The organism is Kitasatospora phosalacinea (assembly GCF_030268885.1).
Taxonomy (GTDB): domain Bacteria; phylum Actinomycetota; class Actinomycetes; order Streptomycetales; family Streptomycetaceae; genus Kitasatospora; species Kitasatospora phosalacinea_C.
Map to the genome: position 1 here is coordinate 98,974 of NZ_BSSA01000013.1, position 21,061 is coordinate 120,034.

Annotated in this window: 21 protein-coding genes and 1 tRNA gene; 16 read left to right on the forward strand and 6 right to left on the reverse strand. The window is 71.6% G+C overall.

Features of this window, described 5'->3' with window-relative positions:
* Nucleotides 1–8: 8 nt before the first annotated feature.
* A complete protein-coding gene (locus tag QSK52_RS19940; RefSeq protein WP_285737452.1) occupies nucleotides 9–599 on the reverse strand; it encodes an isochorismatase family protein in 591 nt (196 codons plus the stop codon).
* A gap of 187 nt (nucleotides 600–786) precedes the next feature.
* A complete protein-coding gene (locus QSK52_RS19945) occupies nucleotides 787–2,100 on the reverse strand; it encodes a nicotinate phosphoribosyltransferase (protein ID WP_285737453.1) in 1,314 nt (437 codons plus the stop codon).
* Nucleotides 2,101–2,252: 152 nt separating this feature from the next.
* Between QSK52_RS19945 and clpS the strand changes: the two genes are divergently transcribed.
* The 9 genes from clpS (at nucleotide 2,253) to QSK52_RS19985 (ending at nucleotide 8,171) form a co-directional block, all read left to right on the forward strand.
* On the forward strand, nucleotides 2,253–2,546 hold the full coding sequence (gene clpS / locus QSK52_RS19950) for an ATP-dependent Clp protease adapter ClpS (protein ID WP_030459888.1): 294 nt from the start codon (nucleotides 2,253–2,255) through the stop codon (nucleotides 2,544–2,546).
* A 42-nt stretch (nucleotides 2,547–2,588) separates the two neighbouring features.
* A complete protein-coding gene (locus QSK52_RS19955; protein ID WP_285737454.1) occupies nucleotides 2,589–3,164 on the forward strand; it encodes a DUF2017 domain-containing protein in 576 nt (191 codons plus the stop codon).
* A gap of 158 nt (nucleotides 3,165–3,322) precedes the next feature.
* Nucleotides 3,323–4,753 carry an amino acid permease gene (locus QSK52_RS19960; RefSeq protein ID WP_285737455.1) on the forward strand — a complete coding sequence of 477 codons (1,431 nt, stop codon included), beginning with the start codon at nucleotides 3,323–3,325 and terminating at the stop codon, nucleotides 4,751–4,753.
* Between the two features lie 20 nt (nucleotides 4,754–4,773).
* Complete coding sequence (locus QSK52_RS19965) at nucleotides 4,774–5,205, forward strand: M67 family metallopeptidase (protein WP_285737456.1); 432 nt, start codon at nucleotides 4,774–4,776, stop codon at nucleotides 5,203–5,205.
* 141 nt (nucleotides 5,206–5,346) lie between these two features.
* Entirely contained in the window at nucleotides 5,347–5,460 is a 114-nt protein-coding gene (locus QSK52_RS39470) for a putative leader peptide (protein ID WP_324606789.1), read from the forward strand.
* A gap of 119 nt (nucleotides 5,461–5,579) precedes the next feature.
* Nucleotides 5,580–5,858 carry a MoaD/ThiS family protein gene (locus QSK52_RS19970; protein WP_033253819.1) on the forward strand — a complete coding sequence of 93 codons (279 nt, stop codon included), beginning with the start codon at nucleotides 5,580–5,582 and terminating at the stop codon, nucleotides 5,856–5,858.
* Nucleotides 5,858–6,826, forward strand: a complete 969-nt coding sequence (locus QSK52_RS19975) for a PLP-dependent cysteine synthase family protein (protein ID WP_285737457.1) — start codon at nucleotides 5,858–5,860, stop codon at nucleotides 6,824–6,826. The genes QSK52_RS19970 and QSK52_RS19975 overlap by 1 nt, the downstream gene beginning before the upstream one ends.
* A 212-nt stretch (nucleotides 6,827–7,038) precedes the next feature.
* The gene (locus QSK52_RS19980) at nucleotides 7,039–7,227 is read left to right on the forward strand and encodes a MarR family transcriptional regulator (RefSeq protein ID WP_285737458.1); all 189 of its coding nucleotides are present in this window, start codon (nucleotides 7,039–7,041) and stop codon (nucleotides 7,225–7,227) included.
* Nucleotides 7,228–7,418: 191 nt separating this feature from the next.
* The gene (locus QSK52_RS19985) at nucleotides 7,419–8,171 is read left to right on the forward strand and encodes an MBL fold metallo-hydrolase (RefSeq protein WP_285737459.1); all 753 of its coding nucleotides are present in this window, start codon (nucleotides 7,419–7,421) and stop codon (nucleotides 8,169–8,171) included.
* Here QSK52_RS19985 and QSK52_RS19990 read toward each other — a convergent pair.
* The gene (locus QSK52_RS19990; protein ID WP_285737460.1) at nucleotides 8,159–9,076 is read right to left on the reverse strand and encodes a branched-chain amino acid transaminase; all 918 of its coding nucleotides are present in this window, start codon (nucleotides 9,074–9,076) and stop codon (nucleotides 8,159–8,161) included. The two genes, QSK52_RS19985 and QSK52_RS19990, sit on opposite strands and share 13 nt — an antisense overlap.
* Before the next feature lie 194 nt (nucleotides 9,077–9,270).
* Between QSK52_RS19990 and QSK52_RS19995 the strand changes: the two genes are divergently transcribed.
* Nucleotides 9,271–10,218: a helix-turn-helix domain-containing protein gene (locus QSK52_RS19995; RefSeq protein ID WP_285737461.1), complete on the forward strand. Its 948-nt coding sequence runs from the start codon at nucleotides 9,271–9,273 to the stop codon at nucleotides 10,216–10,218.
* A gap of 13 nt (nucleotides 10,219–10,231) precedes the next feature.
* On the opposite strand, the gene QSK52_RS20000 is transcribed toward QSK52_RS19995, so the two are convergent.
* Together QSK52_RS20000 and QSK52_RS20005 are read right to left on the reverse strand one after the other, a co-directional pair.
* On the reverse strand, nucleotides 10,232–11,485 hold the full coding sequence (locus tag QSK52_RS20000) for a PTS transporter subunit EIIC (protein WP_285737462.1): 1,254 nt from the start codon (nucleotides 11,483–11,485) through the stop codon (nucleotides 10,232–10,234).
* 255 nt (nucleotides 11,486–11,740) lie between these two features.
* Nucleotides 11,741–13,030 (reverse strand): PTS transporter subunit EIIC, encoded by a 1,290-nt coding sequence (locus tag QSK52_RS20005; protein WP_285737463.1) that lies wholly within the window; start codon nucleotides 13,028–13,030, stop codon nucleotides 11,741–11,743.
* Nucleotides 13,031–13,400: 370 nt separating this feature from the next.
* Between QSK52_RS20005 and QSK52_RS20010 the strand changes: the two genes are divergently transcribed.
* The 4 genes from QSK52_RS20010 to rdgB all read left to right on the forward strand — a co-directional run bounded on the left by QSK52_RS20010 (nucleotide 13,401) and on the right by rdgB (nucleotide 15,645).
* Nucleotides 13,401–13,634, forward strand: a complete 234-nt coding sequence (locus QSK52_RS20010) for a glucose PTS transporter subunit EIIB (RefSeq protein ID WP_014135942.1) — start codon at nucleotides 13,401–13,403, stop codon at nucleotides 13,632–13,634.
* 120 nt (nucleotides 13,635–13,754) lie between these two features.
* Entirely contained in the window at nucleotides 13,755–14,480 is a 726-nt protein-coding gene (gene rph / locus QSK52_RS20015; protein WP_285737464.1) for a ribonuclease PH, read from the forward strand.
* 90 nt (nucleotides 14,481–14,570) lie between these two features.
* Nucleotides 14,571–14,999 (forward strand): hypothetical protein, encoded by a 429-nt coding sequence (locus QSK52_RS20020; protein WP_285737465.1) that lies wholly within the window; start codon nucleotides 14,571–14,573, stop codon nucleotides 14,997–14,999.
* A gap of 40 nt (nucleotides 15,000–15,039) precedes the next feature.
* A complete protein-coding gene (rdgB, locus tag QSK52_RS20025; protein WP_285737466.1) occupies nucleotides 15,040–15,645 on the forward strand; it encodes an RdgB/HAM1 family non-canonical purine NTP pyrophosphatase in 606 nt (201 codons plus the stop codon).
* 71 nt (nucleotides 15,646–15,716) lie between these two features.
* Here the strand turns inward: rdgB and QSK52_RS20030 are convergent.
* Nucleotides 15,717–15,800: transfer RNA gene (locus QSK52_RS20030), tRNA-Leu, on the reverse strand.
* Nucleotides 15,801–16,053: 253 nt separating this feature from the next.
* Here QSK52_RS20030 and QSK52_RS20035 point away from each other — a divergent pair.
* Nucleotides 16,054–18,384, forward strand: coding sequence for a glycosyl hydrolase family 18 protein (locus QSK52_RS20035; RefSeq protein ID WP_285737467.1), 2,331 nt, complete (start codon nucleotides 16,054–16,056; stop codon nucleotides 18,382–18,384).
* 245 nt (nucleotides 18,385–18,629) lie between these two features.
* The gene (locus QSK52_RS20040) at nucleotides 18,630–21,050 is read left to right on the forward strand and encodes a chitinase C-terminal domain-containing protein (RefSeq protein ID WP_285737555.1); all 2,421 of its coding nucleotides are present in this window, start codon (nucleotides 18,630–18,632) and stop codon (nucleotides 21,048–21,050) included.
* The last annotated feature ends 11 nt before the right edge of the window (nucleotides 21,051–21,061 follow it).

The window sequence follows — 21,061 nt, forward strand, 5'->3', positions numbered from 1 at the left end:
ACCGTCTGTCAGCTGCGGACGATCGGCGTTCCGGTCAACTCGACTCCTGCGGCGCGCAGTTCGTCCAGCGCGGTGGCGGTGGTGGCGGGGGCGACGCCGGCCGTGAGGTCGAGCAGGACGCGGGTGGCGAAGCCCTCGCGGGCGGCGTCCAGGGCGGTGGCGCGGACGCAGTGGTCGGTGGCGATGCCGACCACGTCGACGTCGGTGACGCCGCGCTCGTTCAGCCAGTCGGTGAGGGTGCCGCCGTGCTCGTCGAAGCCCTCGAAGCCGCTGTACGCGGCGGCGTGCGCGCCCTTGGAGAAGACCGCCTCGACCGCGCCGGAGGTCACCGAGGGGGCGAAGTTGGGGTGGAAGCCCACGCCCTCGGTACCGGCCACGCAGTGCGCGGGCCAGGAGCGGACGTAGTCGGGCTCGGCGGCGAAGTGCGGCCCGGGGTCGATGTGGTGGTCGCGGGTGGCGACGATGTGGGCGTAGCCGGGGGCGGACTCGGCGATCAGGTCGGTGATCGCGGCCGCGACCTCGGCCCCGCCGGCGACGGGAAGGCTGCCGCCCTCGCAGAAGTCGTTCTGCACGTCGACGACGATCAGGGCCCGGTGCATGGCTGGCTCTTCTCTCGTGGGCTCGTTCGGATGGGTGCGGGCCGGGGAGGTCCCGGCCGCGGTGGTGTCGGGGAGCCCGGGCGGGCCCGGACGGTACGGCGGTTGGCACTCTAGGCAGTGCCGGGGCGGGCGCGGAAGGCCCGGCGGGCAAAGCCGGGCAGGGGCTCCGGCCCAGGGCGGGCCGGGCTCAGCCGGCGTACCGCTCGGTGGTGATCACCGGCTCGCCGCGGGAGAGCTGGGTGGCCGACAGCGGCAGGGCGGCCAGGGCCCGGCGGTGGCGCTCGCGGGCGGCGTCCAGCGGCTCGCGGCCGACCACCTCGCCGTCGGTGATCAGCGGGACGTGCAGCAGGTGCGGCTCCAGGTCGGCGGGGACGGGGCCGGTGCCGACCACCTCGGCCTCGGCGACGCCGTCCCGGTCGGGGCGGCGGGCGGCCCACTTGCGGCCGCCGACGCTGGTCTTGCCGCCGGCCGAGCGCTTGGCGACCGGGACGAGCTCGCCGCCGGGCACCGACTCGCGGGCGACCAGCTTGTAGACCATCGCGCAGGTCGGGTGGCCGCTGCCGGTGACCAGGCTGGTGCCGACGCCGTAGCCGTCGACCGGGGCGGCGGCGAGCGCGGCGATGGCGTACTCGTCCAGGTCCGAGGTGACGATGATCCTCGTGTCGGTGGCGCCGAGCTCGTCGAGCTGGCGGCGCACCCGGTGGGCGAGCAGGGTCAGGTCGCCGGAGTCGATCCGGACGGCGCCCAGCTGCGGGCCGGCCACCTCGACCGCGGTGCGGACGGCCTCGGCGAGGTCGTAGGTGTCCACCAGCAGGGTGGTGCCGCGGCCCATCGAGTCGACCTGGGCGGTGAAGGCGTCCTTCTCGGTGTCGTGCAGCAGGGTGAAGGCGTGCGCGGCGGTGCCGGTGGTGGGGATGCCGTAGGTGAACCCGGCCTCCAGGTCGGAGGTGGCGGCGAAGCCCGCCAGGTAGGCGGCCCGGGCGGCGGCCACCGCGGACTGCTCGTGGGCCCGCCGGGCGCCCATCTCGATCACCGGGCGTCCGCCCGCGGCGGCGGTCATCCGGGAGGCGGCGGCGGCGATCGCCGAGTCGTGGTTGAGGATCGACAGGATCACCGTCTCCAGGATCACCGCCTCGGCGAAGCTGCCCTCGACGGTGAGCAGCGGCGAGCCGGGGAAGTACGCCTCGCCCTCGGGGTAGCCGTGCACGCTGCCGGTGAAGCGGTAGTCGGCGAGGAAGCGCAGGGTGTCGTCGTCCACCACCTGCTGGTCGGCCAGCCAGTCGAGCTGCGGCGCGGTGAAGCGGAAGTCCTCGATGGCGTCCAGCACCCGGCCGGTGCCGGCCAGCACGCCGTAGCGGCGGCCGTCGGGCAGGCGGCGGGTGAAGACCTCGAAGACGGAGCGGCGGTGGGCGGCGCCGCTGCGCAGCGCGGCCTGCAGCATGGTGAGCTCGTAGCGGTCGGTGAGCAGCGCGGAGCTGCGGTGCGCGGTGATGGCGTCCATGGGAATGATGCTACTACCACTTAGCGTCAGTTTGACGATTTCTCTCGCGGGGTCTCGTGCCGTGCCGCACCGGGCACCCTGATTCGCTCCTGCGTCCCTCGGATGGAAGCATGGGACGGGGGGAAGCCGAGGTCGACGAGGAGAGACGGACTGTGAGTGTCGCGCCGGTGGAGATCGAGCGCCCCGAGGTGGAGGGGGTTCCGGTCACGGAGCCGGACACCCCGTGGGTGACCATCGTCCACAACGACCCGGTCAACCTGATGAGTTACGTCCAGTACGTGTTCCAGAGCTACTTCGGCTACCCGAAGGACAAGGCGCACCAGCTGATGATGGACGTGCACCACAAGGGTCGGGCCGTGGTCTCCAGTGGCACCCGCGAGGAGATGGAGCGCGACGTGCAGGCGATGCACGGCTACGGCCTGTGGGCCACCCTGCAGCACGACTGACGGACCGTCACCCACCATCCACGAGGGACTGAATCCAGACACATGGCCGGTTTGTTCGAGAGTGCGGGCGACGGCGGCGCGGCGATCGCGCTGGACGAGTTCGAGGCGTCCATCCTGCGCTCGCTGGAAGTGCAGATGCTGGAGCTGATCGGGCCGCCGCCCGGCGGGGGGAGCGACGACCCGCTGGCCGCGCTGTTCGCCGAGGGTCCGAGCGAAGCCCCCGCGGACCCGGCGCTGCTGCGGCTGTTCCCCGACGCGTACGGCGGGCCGGGCGCCCCGGAGGACCCGCGGACGGCCGAGATGGCGTCCGAGTTTCGCCGCTACACCGAGCTGGACCTGCGGGCCCGCAAGCGCGAGGACGCGCTGCTGGTGGTCCGCGAGCTGGACGGGCTTGGCGGGGAGGGCGGGGTGCTGGAGGTGGAGCCCGGCGACTTCCCGCACTGGCTGGGCGCGCTGAACGACCTGCGGCTGACCCTGGGCAGTCGGCTGGAGGTCACCGAGGAGGACGAGGAGGGCCTGTACCGGCTGCCCGACTCCGACCCGCGCAAGCCGCTGGTGATCGCCTACCTGTGGCTGGGCGCGATGCAGGAGAGCCTGCTGGAGGCGATGGCGGGCTGAGCCCGTCCGACCGGCCGTTTCCTTCATATTGTCCGATTGCTCAGGAGACGCTCAGATATCAGGCGTTCCGGGCCCTTCGCGTGGTTCACTGCTGCCTCCCCGGGAAGACGGGGCCCGTCGGCCGACCGGCCGGCGCGGACCGGGAGGCGAGGCGGCGGATGACGCAGCAGGTGACGGACGGGACGGCCGGGCCCGTCTCCGAGGAGGAGGGCTACCAGCGCGGTCTGGGCAGCCGACAGATCCAGATGATCGCGATCGGCGGCGCGATCGGCACCGGCCTGTTCCTCGGCGCGGGCACCGCCATCTCCAAGGCCGGGCCCAGCCTGATCCTCAGCTACGCGGTGGCCGGCGTGGTGATCTTCGTGATCATGCGGGCGCTCGGCGAACTGCTCACCTACCGCCCGGTGTCCGGCAGCTTCGCCGAGTACGCCCGCGAGTTCCTCGGCCCGTTCGCCGGCTTCGTCACCGGCTGGACGTACTGGCTGTTCTGGGTGGTCACCGGCATGGCGGAGACCACCGCCGCCGCCGTCTACGTCCGCTTCTGGGCGCCCGGCATCCCGCAGTGGACCACCGCGCTGGTCTTCCTGGTGCTGCTGTACGCGGCCAACCTGATCTCGGTGAAACTGTTCGGCGAGATCGAGTTCTGGTTCTCCATGGTCAAGGTCACCGCGATCCTCGGGATGATCCTGATCGGCGTCGGCGTGCTCACCCTCGGCTTCTCGGACGCCGGGGACACCGCCTCGATCACCAACCTGTGGCAGGACGGCGGCTTCTTCCCCAAGGGCGTCGGCGCCACCGTGATGACCCTGCAGATCGTCATGTTCGCCTACGTGGGCGTGGAGCTGGTCGGCGTCACCGCCGGGGAGAGCGAGGACCCGGAGAAGACCCTGCCGCGGGCCATCAACACCCTGCCGCTGCGGATCGCGCTGTTCTACGTCGGCGCGCTGGTGGTCATCCTGTCGCTGGTGCCGTGGAGCGAGTTCCAGCCCGGCGTCAGCCCGTTCGTCGCCGCGTTCGGCAAGGTCGGCATCCCGGCGGCGGCCGGGATCGTCAACTTCGTGGTGCTCACCGCCGCGCTCTCCTCCTGCAACTCCGGGATGTACTCCACCGGCCGGATGCTGCGCGACCTGGCCCTGCGCGGACAGGCCCCCGGACGGCTGACCCGGCTCAACGCCCGCCGCACCCCCGCCGCCGCGATCACCGTCTCCTGCCTGCTGATGGGCGTCGGCGTGGTGCTCAACTACTGCGTCCCGGAACGGGCCTTCCAGTACATCACCTCGGTCGCCACCGTCTGCGGCCTGTGGACCTGGGGCGCCATCCTGGCCAGCCAGATCCGCTACCGCACCGCCTGGACGTCCGGGCGGCTGCCCGCCCCCAGCTTCCGCGCCCCCGGCGGCAACTGGACCCGCGCCCTCGCGCTGGCCTTCCTCGCCCTGGTCGCCGTCCTGATCGGCGTCGACCCCGACACCCGGATCTCGCTGTACGTCTTCCCCGGCTGGGCGTTGTTCCTGGTGGTCGGCTACGCGCTGCTGCGCCGCCGCGACCCGGCCCTCGCACCCGCCGGCGGCCGCCCGGGGGAGGGCCGCTGACGCCTCGCTATCCTGGCCGCATGCTGACCATCACCCGAGAACTGCGCGACCGGATCGTCGCCCACGCCCGCGCCGACCACCCGGACGAAGCGTGCGGCGTGATCGCCGGACCGGCCGGCACCGGGCGTCCCGAGCGGTTCGTCCCGATGCTCAACGCGGCCCGCTCGCCCACCTTCTACGAGTTCGACTCCGGCGACCTGCTGAAGCTCTACCGCGAGATGGACGACCGCGACGAGGAGCCGGTGGTGATCTACCACTCGCACACCGCGACCGAGGCCTACCCCTCCCGCACCGACGTGAGCTACGCCTCCGAGCCGTTCGCCCACTACGTCCTGGTCTCCACCGCCGAGGGCACCGGCGAGGAGGACCCCTACCAGTTCCGCTCGTTCCGCATCGTGGACGGCGTGATCACGGAGGAAGACGTCGAGGTGGTCGAGGACTACGCGGCCTGACCCCCGCCCGCCCGACGACGGGCCGGTCCGACCTGCGCCCCGCGCGGCGGATCGGCCCGTTTTCTCATGCCTCGGAACGCTGCCGACCGGATGCCGAGACAAGCATGTCAAAGCGGGGCCGGGAATCTATACGATGAGTCCATGCGTTCCGTCGATGTGAGCAATCAGGCCCCAGGCATCCGCCTCGTGGCGCGCCTGCACGTCGACCTGTGCCGGCTCGCCAGCGCGATCTGTCCCGGCACCGCCGCGCGCTGACCGCCGACCGGCGGAGCCGCCCGCCGCACCAGACCGCCCGCCCCGCCGCCCCGGGGCCCTTCCCCCTGCCGCGCCCCGCCCGGCCCGGCAGCCCGAACCCACTCCACAGGAGCGCAGCCATGGCCATCGAGGTCCGCATCCCGACCATCCTCCGTACCTACACCGACGGCGCCAAGGCCGTCGACGGCAACGGCGCCGACCTCGGGGAGCTCTTCACCGACCTCGACTCCCGCCACCCCGGCATCGCCGCCCGGCTGCTGGACGGCGGCGAGCTGCGCCGCTTCGTCAACGTCTACCTGAACGACGAGGACGTCCGCTTCCTGGACGGCGTCTCCACCGCCCTCTCCGACGGCGACAGCGTCACCATCCTCCCGGCCGTGGCCGGCGGTATGAAGTAATGCGCTACGACAGCCCGATCGAGGCCATCGGCAACACGCCCCTGGTGCGGTTGCCGAGGCTCTCGGCCGGCGTCCCCGGGAACGAGGACGGCCGGGTCACGCTCTGGGCCAAGCTGGAGGACCGCAACCCCACCGGCTCGATCAAGGACCGCCCGGCGCTGCGCATGATCGAGCGCGCCGAGGCGGAGGGCCGGCTCACCCCCGGCTGCACCGTCCTGGAGCCCACCAGCGGCAACACCGGCATCTCGCTCGCCATGGCGGCCAAGCTCAAGGGCTACCGGATGGTCTGCGTGATGCCGGAGAACACCAGCGAGGAGCGCCGCGAGCTGCTCCGGATGTGGGGCGCGGAGATCATCCCCTCGCCCGCCGCGGGCGGCTCCAACACCGCGGTCCGGATCGCCAAGGAGCTCGCCGCCGAGCACCCCGACTGGGTGATGCTCTACCAGTACGGCAACCCGGACAACGCCGGTGCGCACTACGCCACCACCGGCCCGGAGATCCTCGCCGACCTGCCCACCGTCACCCACTTCGTGGCGGGCCTGGGCACCACCGGCACCCTGATGGGCATCGGCCGCTACCTGCGCGAGAAGGTCCCGGGCGTGCAGATCGTGGCCGCCGAGCCCCGCTACGACGACCTGGTCTACGGCCTGCGCAACCTGGACGAGGGCTTCGTCCCCGAGCTGTACGACGCCGAGGTGCTCACCACCCGCTTCTCGGTCGGCTCGGCCGACGCCGTCACCCGCACCCGCGAACTGCTGCAGCTGGAGGGCATCTTCGCGGGCGTCTCCACCGGCGCGGTCGCGCACGCCGCGATCGGCGTGGCCCGCAAGGCCGCCAGGGCCGGGGAGCGGGCGGACGTGGTGTTCGTGGTCGCCGACGGCGGCTGGAAGTACCTGTCCACCGGCATCTACACCGCCGAGACCACCGAGGCGGCGGTCGAGGCGCTGCAGGGCCAGCTCTGGGCCTGAACCGGCGGAAGTCCCCACGGCGCGGCACCCCTTCCGGGGGCCGCGCCGTCCGTTCGTCCGATCGTCGTCCCGCTGTGACACTGCGGCATTTGTCCGTCCCGGGTGACCGGTTCGTCACGGAACCGCCACCGCGCCGGTCACGCCCCGGCCGCCGCGGACCGCCCCGCCAGGCTGGCGGCGCACCACTGGTTCGCCGTCTGGAGGTGGGCGCGATGCCCGGCCGAGAGCTCTGGTCCTACGTCGAGATCGGTCTGCACATCAACGTGCAGACCGAGACCGTGCGCAACTACAAGCGCCACGGACTGCTCCCCGAACCCGACCGGGTGGACGCCGCGGGCCACCCCCGCTGGTACCCGGAGACCATCCGCGCCTGGGCGCTGGCCCGCCCCGGCCGCCGCTAGCCCCCGCGTTCGAACGCCCCCGCCCCGTCCTGGTGATTCCGCCCACAGCCCGGCACGGGAGAGGGGGCAAAGTGCCGCCCGGCCCTTACCCTCGACAGTCAAAGCACCGACGGAGTCGAAGAACCCCGCCCGCCCGACCGGCGGTGCGGACGGCCGCGGACGATGGCCCGACGGGGCGGGAAGGGCTCGGCATGAAACTGACCGTGGTGGGGTGCTCGGGGAGCTTCCCGTCCGTGGACTCCCCGTGCTCCAGCTACCTGGTGGAGCACGACGGCTACCGCCTGGTCCTCGACCTCGGCAACGGCGCGCTCGGCGCGCTGCAGAAGTACACCGGGCTGTACGAGGTGGACGCCGTCCTGATCAGCCACCTGCACGCCGACCACTGCGTCGACCTGTGCGCCTACTGGGTGGCCCGCAACTACCGGGTCGAGGGCTGCCCCGACCCGCTGCCCGTGCACGGGCCGAGCGGCACCGCCGGGCGCCTGGCCCGGGCCTACGACATGCCGGAGAAGCCCGGCATGACCGAGGTCTTCGACTTCCGCGACCTCAGCGACGGCGCCCGGCTGGAGCTCGGCCCGTTCACCGTCACCGCCGCCCGGGTCAACCACCTGGACTGCGAGGCGTACGGCTTCCGGGTCGAGGCGGACGGCCGCAGCCTGGTCTACTCCGGGGACACCGGCATCTGCCCCGAGCTGGTCGAACTCGCCCGCGGCACCGACCTGTTCCTGTGCGAGGCGGCCTACACGGACGGCAAGGAGACCTTCGACTCCATCCACCTCAACGGCACCCAGGCCGGGGAGCACGCCACCGAGGCCGGGGCCGCCCGGCTGGTCCTCACCCACATCCCGCCGTGGACCGACGCCGAGCGCAACCGCGCGGACGCCGCCGCGGCCTTCGCCGGACCGGTCGAACTCGCCCGGGCCGGGGCCGTCTACGAGCTGTGAACCGGCGTCAGCCAGTGCCGGTGGCGGGCGTCCGCGCCACTGACCGCGGCCCGGTACGCCTCGGCCAGCTTCTTGGTCAACTCGCCCTCGGCAGACGGTAGTTCACGGTTGTCCAGGGAGGCCACCGGGACCACCCCGGCCGCCGTCCCGGAGATGAACAGCTCGTCGGCCGCGTACAGGTCCGACCGCAGCAGGCTCTCCACCCGAACCTCCACGCCCAGCTCCCGGGCCAGCGTCAGCAGGGTGTCCTGGGTGATGCCCTCCAGGGCGCCCGCGCTGGCCGGAGTGGTGCGCAGCACGCCGCCGCGGACCGCGAACACGTTCTCCGAACTGCACTCGCTGACCGTGCCGTCCGGTGCCAGCAGCAGCGCCTCGTCGAAGCCCGCGTCGGTCGCCTCCCGCCGGGCCAGCGCCGAGTTGAGGTACGGGCCGGTGGCCTTCGCCGCCGGGGGAACGGAGTTGGGGTCGGTGCGCCGCCAACTGCTGGTCATCAGCCGCAGTCCGCGCCCCGCCTCCAGGTAGGCCGGCCACTCCCAGGAGGCGATCGACACGCTGGTGGGGGAGTGGCGCATGTCCAGCCCCATCGAGCCGTAGCCCAGGAACGCCAGGTGCCGCAGGTAGCAGGAGCGGTGGCCGTTGGCCGCCACCAGCGCCACCGTCGCCGCCGCCAACTCCTCCTGACTGTACGGGAGTTCGATGCGCAGCATCCGGGCGCTGCGCTCCAGCCGGGCCAGGTGCTCGTCCAGCCGGAACACCGCGGGCCCGTCCGCGGTCTCGAACACCCGGGTGCCCTCCAGCACCCCGGTGCCGTAGTGCAGCGCGTGCGTCAGCACGTGGACGCGGGCCTCCTGCCAGGGCACCAGCGCGCCGTCGAACCAGATCACGGAAGACTCGGGAATCGCCATGCCGCCCATCCTGGGGACCCCCGGCCGCCCGGCGAAGCCCCCCGGCCGCGCCGGATCAGGCCATGGCCGCCACCGGAGCACCCGTCTCGGATGCCGGTCACCCGCCGCCGCTCCCGGCCCCGGACCCCCGCCCGCCGTCTCGCATGCTGAAAACCGCGGTCCGCCCACCGGCTGCGGCCCTAGGCTCCCGGAGGGTGGAGACCAGCACCGCCCTGTACGCCCGCCTGCTCGCCGACCCCGGCTTGCCGCTGGACTCCCTGCGCAAGGAACTCGGCTGTACGGAACGGGAGTTCGAGCAGGCGATGGGCGAACTGCGCGGCCTCGGCCTGCTCCGGCAGACCTCCGCCACCGGCAGCGGGGTCACCGTCGTCTCGATCGACACCGCCGTGCGCCGCCTGCTCGCCGACTCCGACCGCCGCTTCACCGAACTGCTCGGCGAGGCCCGCCGCACCCGCGAGCAGGTCGAGCACCTGCACGCCCGCTACCTGCCGCTGCAGACCGGCACCGCCCACGAACTCGTCCGCGGCGCCGACCGGGTCGCCGCCCTGCTGGAGGACGCCGCCCGCGGCGCCCGCACCGAGGCGCTCTCGCTGCGCCCCGGCCAGGACCAGTCCGAGAGCGGCCTGGCCGGGAAGCTCGCCCGCGAGCGGATCGCGCTGGCCCACGGGGTCACCCTGCGCACCATCTACCCCGCCGCCGCGCTCCACCAGGGCGCGGTGCTGGCCCACGTCCAGGCGCTGACCGCGGCCGGTGCGCACATCCGGGTCGCGCACACCCTGCCGCTGTGGCTGATCGTGGTCGACGCGGGCCTGGCGGTGCTGCCCGCGCCGGGGGAGCCGCCGGGCAGCGCGGCGGTGGTGGTCCGCGACCCGGCGGTGGTCGGCGTGGTCCGCGAGCTGTTCGAGCACTTCTGGGCGGCCAGCTGGATCCCGCCGGAGCTGCTCGGCCGCACCACCCCCGACGACCGCCACCGCGAGGTGCTGCGGCTGCTCGCGGCCGGGCTCACCGACCAGGCGATCGGCCGCAAGCTGGAGATCTCCGACCGCACGGTGCGCCGCCTGGTCGCCGACCTGACCACGGCGCTGGGCGCCCAGTCGCGCTTCCAGGCGGGCGTGCACGCGGCCCGGCTGGGCTGGATCTAGGCCCCCGTCCGGCCTACCCGTCCTCGAAGCCGTCGTCCTCCTCGCGCCCCGGGGTCCTGAGGTCGAACCTGATGATGACGAAGCGGAACAGCGTGTAGTAGACCGCCGCGAAGCACAGGCCGATCGGGATGACCAGCCACGGTTTCGTGGCCAGGTTCCAGTTCAGGACGTAGTCGATGACGCCCGCGGAGAAGGTGAAGCCGTGGTGCACGCCCAGCGCCCAGGTGACGGCCATGGACAGGCCGGTGAGCACGGCGTGCAGGGCGTACAGGACGGGGGCGATGAACAGGAAGGCGAACTCGATCGGCTCGGTGATGCCGGTGGCGAAGGAGGTCAGCGCGAGCGAGAACATCATGCCCAGGACGGCGCGGCGGCGCTCCGGGCGGGCGCAGTGGGCGATGGCGAGGGCGGCGGCGGGCAGGCCGAACATCATGATCGGGAAGAAGCCGGACATGAACTGGCCGGCCGCGAGGTCGTGCTGGAAGAACCGGGTCTGGTCGCCGTGGAACTCCTGGGTGCCGACTCGGTACGTCCCGGCCTGCTGCCAGAAGAAGGTGTTGGCGAACTGGTGCAGGCCGAACGGCAGCAGGGCCCGGTTGATCAGCCCGAACAGGCCGGAGCCGAGCGCGCCGAGGCCGATCGTCCAGCTGCTGAAGCGGTCCACGACGCTGCCGATCGGGCCCCAGCACAGGCCGAAGAAGACGCCGAGGGCGGTGCCGACGAAGGCCATCACGATCGGGACCAGCCGCCGCCCGTTGAAGAAGCCGAGCCAGTCGACCAGCCGGGTGCGGTGCAGCCGCTGCCACAGGACCGCGGACAGCAGGCCGACCACCACGCCGCCGAGCACCCCCGGGTCCTGGTAGGCGGCCTCGACGTCCCGGCCGGGCAGCACCTGGTAGCCGGACTTCGGGAAGGCGGTGAGGACCTGGTGGTAGGTGAGGAAGCCGACCAGGGCGGCGAGCGCGGTGGAGCCGTCGGACTTCTTGGCGTAGCCGATGGCGATGCCGACGCAGAACAGCAGCGGCATCCAGTCGAAGACGGCGTGGCCGGAGGCGGAGAACACCTCGGCCACCCTGGTCCAGCCCAGGCCCTGGTCGCCGAAGACGTCCTCCTTGCCGAGCCGCAGCAGGATGCCCGCGGCGGGCAGCACGGCGATCGGGAGCTGGAGGCTGCGGCCGATCTTCTGGAGGGACGCGAAGACCCGGGAGCGCAGCTCCCGTCCGCCGGGTGCCGCCGCGGGCCGGGAGTTCTGCGCGGTCGTACTCATAGCGGTGGTTCCTCACGGCAGCGCGATCCTGGTCTAGACCACTTAAGGTCTCGTTCAGCTTTCTAGCACGGGCCGAACGGGGTCCGGAACCCTCTTAAGGTTCACGGGGGACAAGCGCTGCGGGATCGAAACCTGGGTCGGGTTGACGCCGGATCAATTGACCGGGATTTCCCTCCTTTTGGATCGACCGGAAACAAAAGTGTGCCCCCGGCGGGAATGCCTCCCGCCGGGGGCGCCGGGGCCGCTGACCTGGGATCAGGCCTTGGTCACGTCCTCGACCTCGTCGTCGTCCTCGCGACCCGGGGTCTTGAGGTCGAACTTGACGATGATGAAGCGGAACAGGACGTAGTAGACCACCGCGAAGCACAGGCCGATCGGGATGATCAGCCAGGGTTTCGTGGCCAGGTTCCAGTTGATGACGTAGTCGAGCAGGCCGGCCGAGAAACTGAAGCCGTCGTGGACGCCGAGCCCCCAGGTGATGGCCATCGAGGCGCCGGTGAGCAGGGCGTGGACGGCGTACAGCAGGGGGGCGACGTAGGCGAAGGAGTACTCGATGGGTTCGGTGACGCCGGTGACGAAGGAGGTCAGCGCGACCGAGAGCATCAGGCCGTAGATCTCCTTGCGCCGGTGCGGCTTGGCGGCCGCGGCGATGGCCATCGCCGCGGCGGGCAGCGCGAACATCATGATCGGGAAGAAGCCGGAGGTGAACTGGCCCGCCGTCGGGTCGCCCGCCAGGAAGCGGTTGATGTCGCCGTTGACGACCGTGCCGTCCGGCTTGGTGAAGGAGCCGAACTGGAACCAGAGGAAGGTGTTCAGCAGCTGGTGCATGCCGATCAGCAGCAGGGCGCGGTTGGCGACGCCGAAGATGCCGGAGCCGCCGGCGCCGAGGTCGGCCAGCCACTGGGAGAAGTCGTTCATGCCGGTGCCGATCGGCTTCCAGATCCAGGCCATCAGCGAGCCGAACAGCAGGCCGACCAGGGCGGTGATCATCGGGACCAGCCGGCGGCCGTTGAAGAAGCCCAGCCAGTCGACCAGCCTGACCCGGTGGTAGCGCACCCACAGCCAGGCCGAGAAGAGGCCCATCAGGATGCCGCCCAGGACGCCGGGGTTCTGGTAGACGGTGTTGGCCGCCTTGCCGCCGGCGAAGTCGATGCACTGGTTGCCCTTGAGCACGGTGGGCGCCGGGCAGTCCTCGGGGAACGCCTGCAGGACGGCGTAGTAGACCAGGAAGCCGGCCACCGCGGCGAGCGCGGTGGAGCCGTCGGCCTTCTTGGCCATGCCGATGGCGACGCCGATGCAGAACAGCAGCGGCAGGCCCAGCGAGGAGTTGAGCAGCGCGCCGCCCGCGGCACCGATGGCGGTGGCGACGTTGTCCCAGCCGAGGCCGTCGGAGCCGAAGATGTCCGGCTGGCCGAGGCGGTTCAGGATGCCCGCGGCGGGCAGGACGGCGACCGGCAGCTGGAGGCTGCGGCCCATCTTCTGCAGGCCGCCGTAGAAGGTGTGCCACCACGTGGTCTGGTGCGCCGTGGCGCCTGGTGAACTCATCGTCGGCCCTCCGCTGCCGTTCCCGTTGCCTCTGGGGTCCATCCGTGCGCGGGGCCAGGAACACCGGCGGACCGTTCTGCGTTGTCCCGAGTACACCTAGGATTGGTGTAGACCATTTTCGAGGCAGTGGCGGTCCGCGGGTTCGAGAGCCCGATGATCGTCATCCTCCGGCGGCCGCGGAGGCGGCCGCGCGCGGGGATAGCCCGAAAGGGGACTAACGTGGCATGTCGGTCGGAATCGGGTGATGCTGGTCGCGCCGTCGGAAGACGCGGCAAACTGATCCCGGGTCACCTCCGGCCGGCACCACCGCACACGCAGTACGGCACCCGGCGACCGACCGCCGAAGCGCCGAGACAGAGGGAGAAAGACCATGGCCAGCAAGGCTGAGAAGATCGTCGCCGGTCTCGGCGGAATCGAGAACATCGACGAGGTCGAGGGCTGCATCACCCGGCTGCGCACCGAGGTCCACGACGCCTCCAAGGTCGACGAGGCGGCGCTCAAGGCGGCCGGCGCCCACGGTGTGGTGAAGATGGGCACGGCCATCCAGGTCGTCATCGGCACCGACGCCGACCCGATCGCCGCCGAGATCGAGGACATGATGTGAGCTGAGCCTCCCCGCAGGCCGCTCCACCCGCACGGCCCGCCCGCCGGAGACCACCGGCCGGCGGGCCGTCGCGCGTGCGCCCCCGCCGGAGGCCGGGCGGCGACCCGATACGCTCGGGGCATGTCTCGCATCGACGGCCGCACCCCCGACCAGCTCCGCCCCGTCACCATCGAACGGAACTGGAGCAAGCACGCCGAAGGCTCCGTCCTGGTCTCCTACGGCGACACCAAGGTGCTGTGCACCGCCAGCGTCACCGAGGGCGTCCCGCGCTGGCGCAAGGGCAGCGGCGAGGGCTGGGTCACCGCCGAGTACGCCATGCTGCCCCGGGCCACCAACACCCGCGGCGACCGCGAGTCCGTCCGCGGCAAGATCGGCGGCCGCACCCACGAGATCAGCCGGCTGATCGGCCGCTCGCTGCGCGCCGTGATCGACCACCGGGCGCTCGCCGAGAACACCATCGTGCTGGACTGCGACGTCCTCCAGGCCGACGGCGGCACCCGCACCGCGGCGATCACCGGCGCGTACGTGGCCCTGGTCGACGCGGTCTCCTGGGCGCGCGAGAAGAAGCTGCTGCGGGCCAAGGGCCAGCCGATCACCGGCGGCGTCAGCGCGGTCAGCGTCGGCATCATCGACGGCGTGCCGATGCTCGACCTCCGCTACGAGGAGGACGTCCGGGCCGAGACCGACATGAACGTCGTCTGCACCTCCGACGGCCGCTTCGTGGAGGTCCAGGGCACCGCCGAGGGCGCCCCCTTCGACCGCGAACTGCTCGACCGGCTGCTCGACCTGGGCAGCCTGGGCTGCGCCGAGCTCGACGAGATCCAGCGCAAGGCCCTGGAACTGTAGGGAACCGCGGTGGGCTGAACGGCCGTCAGGGAGGGAGGGACGGGCCGACGGGTGCTGTACAGGCGCGCGGGCCGGGCCTTAACGTTCGGGGTGAGCCCGCTCACCCTCCTGGAGGACTCGCCGATGCAGCAGCCGCTGAGCATCAACCGCACCACCGCGCTCGCCGTCGCCGCACTGGCCCTGGTGCTGCCGCTGAGCGCGGTCAGCTGCTCCGCCGCGGAGAAGGCGCTGAGCTGCGCCAACACCGCGGTGCAGATCACCACGCACGTCACCGAGCTCGGCGAGGCGGTCAACAACGTCGACCAGGACCCGAACGCCACCGGGCAGGCGCTGCAGAACCTCAAGGGCGACCTGGACAAGCTCGGGCGCAACTCCGGCGACGCGGACCTCTCCAAGGCGGTCACCGACCTGCAGGGCCAGGTCGACAACGTGCAGAAGGCCGTCGACGCCCACCAGGCCCCCGACCTCGGGCCGCTGGTCAGCGCGGCCGGGCGGGTCAGCAAGGTGTGCACCGGCTGATCGGCCGGACCGGGCGGGCGGCGGCACTAGGCTGGGGGCCATGACCAAGCGACTCGTTCTCGCCACCCGCAACCAGCACAAGGTCGCCGAGCTGCGCGACATCCTCGGCGCGGCCGGGCTGGACGTCGAACTGGTCGGCGCGGACGCCTTCCCCGAGGTGCCCGACGTGCCGGAGACCGGCGTCACCTTCGCCGAGAACGCGCTGCTCAAGGCACACGCGCTGGCGAGGGCGACCGGGCTGCCGGCCGTCGCCGACGACTCCGGGCTCTGCGTGGACGTGCTGGGCGGGGCGCCCGGGATCTTCTCCGCGCGCTGGGCCGGGCGGCACGGCGACGACAAGGCCAACCTGGACCTGCTGCTGGCCCAGCTCGGCGACATCGCCCCCGAGCACCGGGCCGCCTCCTTCGCCTGCGCCGCCGCGCTCGCCCTGCCGGACGGCACCGAGCGGGTGGTCGAGGGCCGCCTGCACGGCACCCTGCGCACCGAGCCGGCCGGGACGAACGGCTTCGGCTACGACCCCGTCCTGCAGCCGCTCGGCGAGAGCCGCACCTGCGCCGAGCTGAGCGCCGAGGAGAAGAACGCGATCAGCCACCGCGGGCAGGCGTTCCGCTCGCTCGCGCCGGTGGTCGCCGAACTGCTCGGCTGAGGACGCCGCGCACGCGCGAAGAGGCCCGCCCCGGGGAGCCGGGGCGGGCCTCTTCGCGCACTGAACGCCGGTGCGGCCTGAGGGACTCGAACCCTCACGAGATCTCTCTCACGGGCACCTAAAACCCGGGCGTCTGCCAATTCCGCCAAGACCGCCGATACGTGACGTCCGCCATGCTACTGGCCCGTTGCGCAGGCGTGCACCACCCTTTCGGGCGGCGGTTCGGGGCGTCCTGGCTTGTTCAAGAATTGGTACAGACCTATTGACCGGTGTGGTCCAGACCACGTACGTTCGCGCCGATCCGCGGAAAACCGGGTCCCGGGCGGTGCGCAACGGCCGGGCCCAGGCACGTCTTCCTCCCCCACGGCGCCCGGCCCCCCACCCCGGGCGCGAGCATTGGAGCGTCCCATGCCCGAACGCGCCACAGCCGCGCGCTCCGCCGCCCGCACCGGGCGGCGTCCGCTGAAGGCCGGCACCGCGCTGGCGACCGCGACCGCCCTGGTGGCCGGTGCCGCCGGACTGGTCACCGCGATCGGCGGCGCCTCCTCGGCCGCCACCGTCAACCTGCTCGCCAACGGCGACTTCGAGAGCGGCACGCTGAGCGGCTGGAACTGCTCGGCCGGGCTCGGCTCGATCACCTCCACCGCCCCGCACGGCGGCACCAGGGCGCTGCAGGCGGCGGCCTCCGCCTCGGACACCGCCCAGTGCTCGCAGACCGTCGCGGTCAGCCCGAACACCACGTACAGCCTGAGCGGCTGGCTGAAGGGCAACTACACCTACCTGGGCGTCACCGGGACGGGCACCACCGACACCAGCGCCTGGGGCTCCAGCGCCGACTGGGCCAACCGCAGCACCACCTTCACCACCGGCGCCTCGACCACCTCGGTGACGGTCTACACCCACGGCTGGTACGGCCAGGGCACCTACTACGCGGACGACCTGGTGCTCACCGGCCCCGGCGGGTCGGGCTCCAGCAGCCCCTCGACGAGCGGGAGTTCCAGCGCGAGCGCCAGTGCTCCGGCGAGCGCGTCGGCCTCGGCGAGCACCTCGGCGTCCGCCTCGCCCTCGCAGAGCGCCTCGCCCTCGGCGAGCGCCTCGCAGAGCGGGACGCCGGGCGGGGACGGGGTGGTGACCACGCCGACCGGGCTGACCGCGAGCGTGTCGGGCACCTCGGTGACGCTGAAGTGGAACGCCTCGACGGACAACGCGCAGAACGGCAACAGCGCGGTCTACCGGATCTTCACCGGCGGCACCACGAACCAGACCGCGACCTCGATGGGCACGACGGTGACCGTCTCCTCGCTGCTGCCGAACACCTCGTACAGCTTCACCGTGCAGGGCTACGACAAGGACGGCCACAGCAGCGGGTTCACCGCCCCGGTGACCGTGACCACCGGGGCGGCCCCGACCGGCGCGCTCAAGTCGGCGTACTTCGCGCAGTGGGGCATCTACGGGAACAAGTACTACCCGTCGACGATGGCCGCCACCGGCGCCGCGGGCGGGCTGAACACGATGACCTACGCGTTCGCCAACATCAACCCGTCCACGCTGACCTGCTTCGAGACCATCAAGGCCGCGGACACCAACGACAACAACCCGAGCGCCGGCGACGGCGCGGGCGACGCGTTCGCGGACTACCAGAAGGGCTACACCGCGGACATCGCGGTGGACGGCACCACCGACGCCTGGACCCAGCCGCTGAAGGGCAACTTCAACCAGCTGCGCGAGCTCAAGGCGAAGTACCCGAACCTGAAGATCACCATGTCGCTGGGCGGCTGGACGTACTCCAAGTACTTCTCCGACGCGGCGGCCACCGACGCCTCGCGCAAGAAGCTGGTCTCCTCCTGCATCGACATGTTCATCAAGGGCAACCTGCCCTCGATCCAGGGCGACGCCACCGGCGGCACCGCCGCGGCGATGGGCATCTTCGACGGCATCGACATCGACTGGGAGTACCCGGCCTCCGCGGGCGGCCACACCGGCAACCACTACTCGGCCGCCGACACCGCCAACTTCACCGCGCTGCTGGCCGAGTTCCGCAACCAGCTGGACGCGTACGGGCAGACCGTCGGCAAGAAGTACCTGCTGACCGCGGCGCTGCCGTCCGGCCAGGACAAGATCGCGCTGCTGCAGACCGACCAGATCGGCAAGTACCTGGACTACGGCAACGTGATGTCCTACGACATGCACGGCGCCTGGGACGCGACCGGCCCGACCAACCTGCAGGACCCGCTGTACGACAGCCCGAACGACCCGAGCAACCCGGTCGCCCCGGGCACCCAGAAGTACACCGTGGACAACGCGGTCAACGCCTACCTGAACGGCGCCCCGGCGTACGGGATCAAGGGCGGCTTCCCGGCGAAGAAGCTGGTGCTGGGCGTGCCGTTCTACTTCCGCGGGTGGACCGGCGTGCCGGCCGGGTCGAACTACGGCCTGTACCAGACCGCGACCGGCCCGGCGGCGGCGCAGGGCACCAGCCAGACCGCGGGCGTGGCGTTCTGGAAGGAGCTGGTGGCGGCGGGCAGGAGCACCGGCTCCTCGGTGCACTGGGACCCGACCACGCAGAGCTCGTGGATCTACGACGGCACCAACCTGTGGACCGGTGACACCCCGCAGGCCATCGCGGCGCGCGGCGCGTACGCCACCTCCAAGGGCCTCGGCGGGATCTTCGCCTACTCGCTGGAGGCCGACGACCCGTCCGGAACCCTCGTCAACGCGATGACCGGAAGCATGAAGTAGCGTCAACTCGCCCTAGGGAGGGCCGGATCGTCCGAATGCGGACGGTCCGGCCCTTCATATCAAGTTGGTACAGACCTGTTGACGCGGGTGGTCCAGACCTTTTAGGTTCGGCGGAACTTCCCCCACAGGCGCACGGCTTCCCACGGCCGGGCGCCCGACACTCTCTCCAGGAGGACCGAGTGTTGATCCGAAACAAGGCGGAGCAGCGTCCCACCGCTGCGGGCCGCCACCTCAAGGGCCGCAAGGTGGCGTTCGGCGCCGCCGCGGCCGCGGGGCTGGCGGGCCTGCTGATGGGCACGCTCGGCGTGGCCCCGTCCGCCGCCGCCGTCGACAACCAGGCGTGCCGCCCCGACGGCATGTACACCACGCCCGGCGTCGACGTCCCGTACTGCAACGTCTACGACACCAGCGGCCGCGAGCAGATGGGCGCCGACCACCAGCGGCGCGTCATCGGCTACTTCACCAGCTGGCGCACCGGCAAGGACGGCACGCCCGCCTACCTGGTGAACAACATCCCCTGGGACAAGGTCACCCACCTCAACTACGCGTTCGCGCACGTGGCCTCCGACAACACGCTGTCGGTCGGCACGGACGGCCCGGACAACGCCTCCACCGGGATGACCTTCCCCGGCGTGGCGGGCGCGGAGATGGACCCGGCGTACTCGTACAAGGGCCACTTCAACCTGCTCAACAAGTTCAAGAAGCAGTACCCGAACGTCAAGACCATGGTCTCGGTGGGCGGTTGGGCCGAGACCGGCGGCTACTTCGACGACTCGGGCAAGCGGGTCAACTCGGGCGGCTTCTACTCGATGACCGTCAACGCGGACGGGTCGGTCAACCAGGCCGGCATCAACACCTTCGCGGACTCGGCCGTCGCCTTCATCAAGAAGTACGGCTTCAACGGCGTCGACCTCGACTACGAGTACCCGACCTCGATGAAGGACGCGGGCAACCCGCTCGACTACTCCCTCTCCAACGCCAAGCGCGCCTCCCTGATGAAGGGCTACGCCGCGCTGATGAAGACCATGCGGGAGAAGCTCGACCGGGCCTCCGCCGCCGACGGCAAGTACTACCTGCTCTCGGTCGCCGCCCCGTCCTCGGGCTACCTGCTGCGCGGCATGGAGACCTTCCAGGTCACCCAGTACCTGGACTACGTCAACATCATGTCGTACGACCTGCACGGCGCCTGGAACAAGTACGTCGGCCCGAACGCGGCGCTGTACGACGACGGCAAGGACGCCGAGCTGGCGGCCGCCAACGTGTACGGCACCTCGCAGTACGGCGGCATCGGCTACCTGAACACCGACTGGGCCGTGCACTACTTCCGCGGCGCGATGCCGGCCGGCCGGATCAACCTCGGCGTGCCGTACTACACCCGCGGCTTCCAGAACGTCCAGGGCGGCACCAACGGCCTGTGGGGCACCTCCTCCACCACCACCTGTCCGGCCGGCTCCGGCCTGACCACCTGTGGTGACGGCGCCGTCGGCATCGACAACATCTGGCACGACCTGGACGACAACGGCAAGGAGTCGCCCGCCGGCTCCAACCCGATGTGGCACGCCAAGAACCTGGAGGCGGGCGTCCTGCCGGACTACCTGTCCAAGTACGGCGTGAGCGACACCGCGCTCAAGGGCACCTACTCCCGCAACTACAGCTCGGCGCTGGTCGCGCCGTGGCTGTGGAACGCGGACAAGAAGGTCTTCCTGTCCACCGAGGACGACCAGTCGATCGGCGCCAAGGCCGACTACGTGGTCAACCAGGGCGTCGGCGGCGCGATGATCTGGGAGCTGGCCGGCGACTACAAGTGGGACGCCACCGCCAACGGCGGCAAGGGCGAGTACGTCCAGGGCAGCACCATGACCTCGCTGCTGTACGACAAGTTCAAGTCCGCCCCGGCGTACGGCGCGACCCGCTCCACCATCGCGCTGCCGCAGCAGACCCTGCCGATCGACGTCTCCTTCACCGACTTCGCGCTGGGCGACAACAACTACCCGATCAACCCGAAGATCCACATCGTCAACAACTCGACGGTCACCCTGCCGGGCGGCACCGAGTTCCAGTTCGACTACTCGGTCTCCGCGCCCAGCAACGCCGCCGACCAGTCCGGCTTCGGCTCCAAGGTGATCCGGGCCGACCACACCGGCAGCAACGTCGGCGGTCTGAAGGGCACCTACAACCGGGTCTCGCTGAAGCTGCCGACCTGGCAGACGCTGGCGCCCGGCGCCTCGGTGGACGTCGCCTTCGTCTACTACCTGCCGGTCTCCACCCCCGCCAACTGGACCGTGAACGTCGGCGGCACCCTGTACGGCATCACCGGCGACTACACCCGCGGCACCACCGCGGGCACCGCCTCGCCGTCCGCGTCGGCCTCCGCCTCGGCCTCGCAGTCCGCGTCGCCGTCGGCCTCGGCCAGCGCCTCGGCCTCCCCCTCCCGGTCGGCCTCCCCGTCGGCCTCGGCCTCCGCCTCGCAGTCGGCCTCGCCGTCCGCGTCGGTCACCGCCGGTGCCTGCACGGGCGCCCCGAGCTGGAGCGCCGGGACGACCTACGCCACCACCACCAAGGTGTCGTGGAAGGGCCACTACTACCAGAACAAGTGGTGGACCGCGGGCGAGGACCCCTCGTTGAGCGGCGCCTGGGGCGTCTGGACGGACCTCGGGGCCTGCTGAGGCTGATCCCG

Excerpts from the sequence above, each read along its gene's own strand:
- QSK52_RS19940 (WP_285737452.1), bottom strand. The coding sequence starts at position 599 with ATGCACCGGGCCCTGATCGTCGTCGACGTGCAGAACGACTTCTGCGAG.
- QSK52_RS19945 (WP_285737453.1), bottom strand. The coding sequence starts at position 2,100 with ATGGACGCCATCACCGCGCACCGCAGCTCCGCGCTGCTCACCGACCGC.
- QSK52_RS19955 (WP_285737454.1), top strand. The coding sequence starts at position 2,589 with ATGGCCGGTTTGTTCGAGAGTGCGGGCGACGGCGGCGCGGCGATCGCG.
- QSK52_RS19960 (WP_285737455.1), top strand. The coding sequence starts at position 3,323 with ATGACGCAGCAGGTGACGGACGGGACGGCCGGGCCCGTCTCCGAGGAG.
- QSK52_RS19965 (WP_285737456.1), top strand. The coding sequence starts at position 4,774 with ATGCTGACCATCACCCGAGAACTGCGCGACCGGATCGTCGCCCACGCC.
- QSK52_RS39470 (WP_324606789.1), top strand. The coding sequence starts at position 5,347 with ATGCGTTCCGTCGATGTGAGCAATCAGGCCCCAGGCATCCGCCTCGTG.
- QSK52_RS19970 (WP_033253819.1), top strand. The coding sequence starts at position 5,580 with ATGGCCATCGAGGTCCGCATCCCGACCATCCTCCGTACCTACACCGAC.
- QSK52_RS19975 (WP_285737457.1), top strand. The coding sequence starts at position 5,858 with ATGCGCTACGACAGCCCGATCGAGGCCATCGGCAACACGCCCCTGGTG.
- QSK52_RS19980 (WP_285737458.1), top strand. The coding sequence starts at position 7,039 with ATGCCCGGCCGAGAGCTCTGGTCCTACGTCGAGATCGGTCTGCACATC.
- QSK52_RS19985 (WP_285737459.1), top strand. The coding sequence starts at position 7,419 with ATGAAACTGACCGTGGTGGGGTGCTCGGGGAGCTTCCCGTCCGTGGAC.
- QSK52_RS19990 (WP_285737460.1), bottom strand. The coding sequence starts at position 9,076 with ATGGCGATTCCCGAGTCTTCCGTGATCTGGTTCGACGGCGCGCTGGTG.
- QSK52_RS20000 (WP_285737462.1), bottom strand. The coding sequence starts at position 11,485 with ATGAGTACGACCGCGCAGAACTCCCGGCCCGCGGCGGCACCCGGCGGA.
- QSK52_RS20005 (WP_285737463.1), bottom strand. The coding sequence starts at position 13,030 with ATGAGTTCACCAGGCGCCACGGCGCACCAGACCACGTGGTGGCACACC.
- QSK52_RS20010 (WP_014135942.1), top strand. The coding sequence starts at position 13,401 with ATGGCCAGCAAGGCTGAGAAGATCGTCGCCGGTCTCGGCGGAATCGAG.
- rph (WP_285737464.1), top strand. The coding sequence starts at position 13,755 with ATGTCTCGCATCGACGGCCGCACCCCCGACCAGCTCCGCCCCGTCACC.
- rdgB (WP_285737466.1), top strand. The coding sequence starts at position 15,040 with ATGACCAAGCGACTCGTTCTCGCCACCCGCAACCAGCACAAGGTCGCC.
- QSK52_RS20035 (WP_285737467.1), top strand. The coding sequence starts at position 16,054 with ATGCCCGAACGCGCCACAGCCGCGCGCTCCGCCGCCCGCACCGGGCGG.